General features: G+C 76.5%; 6 protein-coding genes. All 6 read left to right on the top strand.

Annotated features, from left to right (window positions below; genetic code table 11):
* Window positions 1-211 precede the first annotated feature (211 nt).
* The gene (locus AEQ27_RS08855) at window positions 212-970 is read left to right on the top strand and encodes a FliH/SctL family protein (RefSeq protein WP_054146314.1); all 759 of its coding nucleotides are present in this window, start codon (window positions 212-214) and stop codon (window positions 968-970) included.
* Window positions 971-1032: 62 nt separating this feature from the next.
* Complete coding sequence (locus AEQ27_RS08850) at window positions 1033-2385, top strand: FliI/YscN family ATPase (RefSeq protein ID WP_054146318.1); 1353 nt, start codon at window positions 1033-1035, stop codon at window positions 2383-2385.
* Entirely contained in the window at window positions 2385-2843 is a 459-nt protein-coding gene (locus AEQ27_RS08845) for a hypothetical protein (RefSeq protein WP_054146313.1), read from the top strand. Before AEQ27_RS08850 ends, AEQ27_RS08845 begins: the two co-directional genes overlap by 1 nt.
* Window positions 2840-3625, top strand: coding sequence for a C40 family peptidase (locus AEQ27_RS08840; protein ID WP_235451035.1), 786 nt, complete (start codon window positions 2840-2842; stop codon window positions 3623-3625). Before AEQ27_RS08845 ends, AEQ27_RS08840 begins: the two co-directional genes overlap by 4 nt.
* Window positions 3622-5550 (top strand): flagellar hook-length control protein FliK, encoded by a 1929-nt coding sequence (locus AEQ27_RS18535; RefSeq protein ID WP_054146311.1) that lies wholly within the window; start codon window positions 3622-3624, stop codon window positions 5548-5550. The genes AEQ27_RS08840 and AEQ27_RS18535 overlap by 4 nt, the downstream gene beginning before the upstream one ends.
* A gap of 12 nt (window positions 5551-5562) precedes the next feature.
* A complete protein-coding gene (locus AEQ27_RS08830) occupies window positions 5563-6009 on the top strand; it encodes a flagellar hook assembly protein FlgD (protein WP_054146310.1) in 447 nt (148 codons plus the stop codon).
* The last annotated feature ends 24 nt before the right edge of the window (window positions 6010-6033 follow it).

The raw sequence follows: 6033 nt of genomic DNA, 5'->3' as shown, positions 1-6033 counted from the left end.
GACGAAGGTGAGCGGCGTGTCGGGCCGACGTGGTCGGGTTCGGCACGCGGGGCCGGGAGGTGCGGGTCGGGTTCGGCACGCGGGGCGGCCCCCCTTCGGGGCAAGCCCTAACGCCCGCCCGCCGCGGGCCGAGAGTCGCCGGTGAGCACGGATCGCTCACCTCACCCCAGGCCACGGATCGGCCGTCACCCCCAACGCCGAACGGCTCGTGATGCTCGACTCCGCGATGACCCCCGAGGGCGCTGCCCCGGCCCTCGCGCGCGCCCGCTCCCCCTCCGCCCCCCTCCCGGGGTCCGCCGCCGCCTCCCCCCGACACGCCCCCGACGCCCGGGCCGAGGCCCGAGGTCCCGCCGCCGGGTACGCCGCCGGCCGCCGCGCCGCCGAGCTCGAGCTCGGTGCCCGCCGGGCCGTGCTCGAGGCCGAGCACTCCGACCTGCTGCACCGCCTCCAGGCCGCGGCCGTCTCGGCCGTCGAGGCCCTCGCCACGTCGGCCCGCGCGCTCGACGCCCGTGTCGCGCCCGTCCTGGACGACGCCGAGGAGGCGCTGGTCGCGACCGCCTTCGAGCTCGCCGAGGCGGTCCTCGGCTACGAGCTGCGCGCCTCCGAGTCCGTCGACGACGGGTCGCCGGGGGGCGCCGCCCCCGCCCCGCCCGACCCCACCGCCGAAGCCGGCGTCACCCCGCGCATCGGCCGCCCCGCTCGCGCGGCCGTCGCCCGCGCTCTGGCCGTGACCGACCCCGGCGACGTCGTGACCGTGCGCCTGCACCCCGCCGACCTCGCCCAGCTCGACGTCGCGACCCGCGACTCCGTGGCCGCCGAGGTGTCCTTCGTGGCCGATGCGAGCCTGGCCCGCGGCGACGCCGAGGCAGAGCGACGCATCGGCCAGGTCGACGCCCGACTCGGCACCGCGCTCGACCGGGCCCGGACGGCGCTGCTCGGCGACCCGGCGTCGGACGGGGGCGTCTCGTGACCCTCCCCGCGCCTCCTGCCCTCGTGACGACGGGTGCCGTCGTCGACGGCCGCCGACCGCGCGTGCCGATCGCCCTCGCCCCCCGTCTCGCCGCCGCACGCGTCGCGGCCCGCCCGCAACGCGTGGGCCGGGTCAGCTCGGCCGTGGGCCTCGGCCTCACCGTGCAGGGTCTCGACGCTGCCGTCGGAGAGATCGTCGCCGTCGGCGACGCGACGGCCGGCGGCGCCGACGTCGGCCCGAACCTCGCCGCGGTCGCCGCGACCACGCCCGACGGCGTGCGCTGCATGCCGCTCGGCCGCCTGACCGGCATCCCCCCCGGCCCGCCCGTGCGCTCGACCGGTCGTCCGCTGCTCGTCCCGACCGGCACGGGCCTGTTCGGGCGCGTGCTCGACGGACTCGGCCGGCCGATCGACGGCAAGGGGCCGCTCGTCGGCGCCGACGGGGGTCGCGTCGACCTCGTGCCGCTCGACCACGAGACCCCGTCCGCCATGCACCGGGCACGCATCGACACGCCCCTGCAGCTCGGCGTGCGCGTGCTCGACACCCTGACCACGGTCGGCAAGGGCCAGCGCGTCGGCCTGTTCGCCGGCTCGGGCGTCGGCAAGTCGTCGCTGCTGTCGATGATCGCCCGCGGCTCGGACGCCCAGGTCAGCGTCATCGCCCTGGTCGGCGAGCGTGGCCGCGAGGTGCGCGAGTTCCTCGAGGACGACCTCGGCCCCGAGGGCCTGGCCCGCTCGATCGTCGTCGTCTCGACCAGCGACGAGCCCGCCCTGATGCGCCTCCGCGCCGCCTTCGTCGCCACCCGCATCGCCGAGTCGTTCCGCGACCAGAGTGCCGACGTCGTGCTGATGATGGACTCGCTCACCCGCGTGGCGATGGCCCAGCGCGAGATCGGCCTCTCGGTCGGCGAACCGCCCGCGACCCGGGGCTACCCGCCGTCGACGTTCTCGGTGCTGGCCGGCCTGCTCGAGCGCGCCGGCACCGACCGCATCGGCTCGGTCACCGGGCTCTACACGGTGCTGGTCGACGGCGACGACCACAACGAGCCGATCGCCGACGCCGCCCGCAGCATCCTCGACGGCCACGTCGTGCTCGACCGCAAGCTGGCCGTGACCGGGCACTTCCCGTCGGTCGACGCGCTCGGCTCGGTCTCGCGCGTCGCCTCGAAGGTGACCAGCCCGCCGCAGCGCGCCGCCGCGACGACCCTGCGCAAGGTGATGGCCGCGCGCCGGGCCGCCCAGGACCTGCTCGACGTCGGCGCGTACCAGCGCGGCACCAACCCGCTCGTCGACGCGGCGGTCGACCACCAGGGCGCCATCGACGCGTTCCTGCAGCAGGGCATGGACGACCGGGCGGCCTCGGCCGACTCGTGGAGCGCCCTCGCCTCGCTCACCTCACGGTTCGGAGCGATCTGATGGCCCGTCCGTTCTCGCTGCTCGGCCTGCTGCGGCTGCGTCACGCCCAGCAGGACCAGGCCGGTGCCGTCCTCGCCGAGGCCAACGACCGCCTGCGTGAGGCCGCCGACGAGCGCGTGCGCGCCAAGCGCACCCTCGCCGACGAGCCGTCCGCGGTCACGGACGCCGCCATGCTGAGCGCGCTCGCCGCCTCGCGGGCCTCGTCGCGCGGCATGCTCGCCGAGCTCGACGCGGTCACGCAGCGCCGTCAGGCCGACGCCGACGCCGCGCAGGCCGCCTTCAACGAGGCGCGTCGTGCCGCGATCGGCCTCGAGAAGCTCGAGCACAAGCACGTGGTGGCCGAAGCGGCCGCCGACCTGCGGGACGAGCAGATCGCCCTCGACGAGATCGCCTCGCGCCCCCGCCCCGACGGCTCGCCGTCCGGCACCGACCCCGAGAACCCAGGAGGCGCGGCGTGAGTCCCGTGACCGAGGTCCTGTCCCGCATCCAGGACATCCAGGCGACCATCGCCCAGCTGCGCGCCGGCACCACCGGTGCGACGTCCGCCACGGCCACGGCCACGGCCGCGTCCGCGACGTCGGCCACGGCGTTCGCCGACGCGCTCGCCGGCACGTCCGGGACGGGCGCGACGGCGACCAGCGCCTCCGTGGACGCCGTGGCCGGATCGGTCGCGAGCGGCAGCGGAGCCGACGGCTCGGACGTGGTCGAGGCCGCGAAGAAGTACCTCGGCGTGCCGTACGTGTTCGGCGGCGAGGACCGGACGGGCATGGACTGCTCGGGTCTCGTGCAGACCGTGTTCAAGGACCTCGGCGTCAGCATGCCGCGGGTCGTGCCCGACCAGGCGAGGATGGGCGCCGAGGTGTCGTCGCTCGCGGACGCGAAGCCCGGCGACCTGCTCGTGCCCAAGGGCGAGGGCCACATCGTGATCTACCTCGGCGACGGCAAGGTGCTGCACGCGCCCCGCCCGGGCAAGGACGTCCAGATCGTCGACAACTGGTACAAGGACTCCGACCTCAGCACGATCCGGCGCATCGTCCCGGCCGAGGAAACGACGGGTGCCGTGTCGACGTCGGCCCCGTCGTCGGCGCTGTCGAGCCTGTCGGGCTTGTCGGGTCTCTCCGGCCTGTCGGGCCTGTCCGGTCTCTCCGGTGCAGCCGGTGCGTCGGGCGCGTCCTCGTCGGGGACCGACCTGATGACCGCCGCCCTCCAGAAGCTGATGAGCGCGGGGGTGGCCTCGTGACCCTGTCCCGCACCCTGCCGTTCGCGCCTCCCGCACTGTCGGAGGCGTCGTCGCTGCGTGCTCCCGTCGGGTCGCGCGGGCCGGGCACCGGAGGAGCCGGTGCCGCCCGCGACGCCGACCGTGCGGCCGCCGGCTTCGGCGCCGCCATGCGCGACGAGCACGCCTCGCGGGCCGCCGACCGGCGCGACGCCCGGGTCGCGGACCGTGACGCCCGCATCGCCGACCGAGACGTGCGGACCGCCGGCCGCCCCGTCGACCGGAACGCCCCGGCCGCCCTGGACTCCTCGACCCCTGCTTCGGACGAGGCCGTCGCGCCGTCGACGCTCGACCCCGCGTCCGTCGCGCCCTGGCGCCGGTCGCTCGCCGGCGCGACCTCGGCGCCGACCGCCGGATCAGCAGGTGCCGCCGAGCCCGGAACCGCGAGCGGGGCCGCCGAGCCCCTGTCGGCGACCGACGGCGGGCCCGCCGTGTCGGACGGCACGGCATCCGGCGTCGCGACGCCCGGTCTGCCCGTCGCTCTCGCCAGCGCTGTCGCCAGCGCCAGCGCGGTCGCCAGCGCCGTCACCACCGCCTCCGCCTCGGCCGGGTCCACCGGGACGACGGACGCCGCCGGGACGGTCCCCGCTGCGGCTCCTGCCCTCGCCGCCGTGTCGCTGCGTCCTTCCGCGTTCGCCGATCCGGTACGCACCGGAGCGTCGCCCTCCTCAGGCGCATCGGGCGAGAGCCGCGATCCGGCACGTACCGGATCAGCCGACTCGACCGTCGCCGGCTCGCCCCTCGGGGCGTCGGCACCGACCACCACCTCCTCCACGGATGCCGCCGGGGGCGCAGCTCCCGCCACCGCAGCGATCCCCGCGGTCACCCCCGCGATCGCCCCCACCGCCACGGCGTCCGCCCCGGGAACCGCCGCCGCGACCGCTGCCACGCCCGCTGTCGTCGCAGCGACCGCGACCACCGCAGCGACCGCAGCGACCGCCGCGCCCTCCGGAACGGGGGCTGCCGGCGTGTCTGCCGACCCGCCCCCTGCCGGTCCGTCCGCTCCGGTACCCACCGGATCGGCCGGCCGCTCCGAGGCGCTGCCCGTCGCCGGCGATCCGGTCCGTACCGGATCAGCGATCCCGAGACCTGCCCCCTCCGCGGTGGCGACGTCGGACGGCCGTCCCGTCTCGTCGCCCGCCGTCGCCACGTCCGGCCCGTCCGGCCCGTCCGGCACGACGGCTCCCTCGACCTCCTCGACGACGACACCGTCGCCCGCCGCCGTCTCGGCCCCCGCCCCGGCGACCGCCCCCGTCGATCCGATCGTGCTCGCCGTCCCCGGGACCGTCGCGACGTCCGCGGCCTCCGCCACCAGCGCCTCCTCGTCCGCGACCCCGACGCCGGCCGCCGCGCAGCCGGCCCCGTTGGCCCAGCAGCTCGCTCGCCCCCTGTTCTCGCTCGCCGCGGCGGGGCCCGGGGTGCACGTCGTGACCGTCGACGTCGCTCCCGAGGCGCTCGGCCCGGTCACCGTCCGGGCCCACGTCTCGGCGCACGGCACGCACGTCGAGATGTTCGCCGCGTCGGAGGCCGGCCGCGACGCCGTCCGGGCGATCCTCGGCGACCTGCGTCGCGACCTCGCGACGGCGTCGAACCCGGGAGGCACAGGCCCGGGAGGCGCGGGTCACCAGACCAGCGTCGACCTCTCGTCGCAGAACCAGCCGTCCGACGCCCGGGGCGACCGTTCCGGTCAGCCCGGCTCGCTCGGGGCGCAGGCCGGTGCCGACGGCGGGCCGGGCGGGCAGTCTCGCGACGCCGCCGAGGCGCGCACCGCCGACGCCCGCACCGGACGCGCGCCGCGCGACGGAACCGACCCCCTCGACGCGACGGGTGCGGTCGACCGTGCCCGCGCCGCCTCGTCCCTCTCGACGTCCCTCGACGTCCTGGTCTGAACCGGAGACCCCATGCCCCCGATCGACCAGATATCGGGAACCGTCGACGTCGCGACCCAGATCGCCGCCGCCAACGCCGCGAAGAGCGGCTCGAGCCGTGCCACGGCGAACACGATGGACAGCGAGATGTTCATGAAGCTGCTCGTCACGCAGCTGAAGAACCAGGACCCGTCGACCCCGATGGACACCAACGCCATGATGTCGCAGACCACCCAGCTGGCGATGATGGAGCAGGTCACGGCCCAGACGACGACGGCCAACGAGAACTTCTCGCTGCAGATGCGCATCGCCGCGTCGAACCTGGTCGGCCGCGAGGTCAGCTACACGGGCCCCGACGGCGTCGAGGTGAAGGGCACCGCCACGAGCGTGTCGTTCGCCGAGGCCGTCCCCAAGGTCTCGGTCGGCGGGAAGGAGGTCGCCTTGGATCTCATCTCGGGCATCGCCACCACGAAGGCGTGACACGACCCGCACGACCCGCACGAC

Origin of the sequence: Frigoribacterium sp. RIT-PI-h (genome assembly GCF_001297205.1) — a bacterium.
GTDB lineage: Bacteria > Actinomycetota > Actinomycetes > Actinomycetales > Microbacteriaceae > Frigoribacterium.
This window is presented reverse-complemented; position numbering and strand designations above follow the sequence as displayed.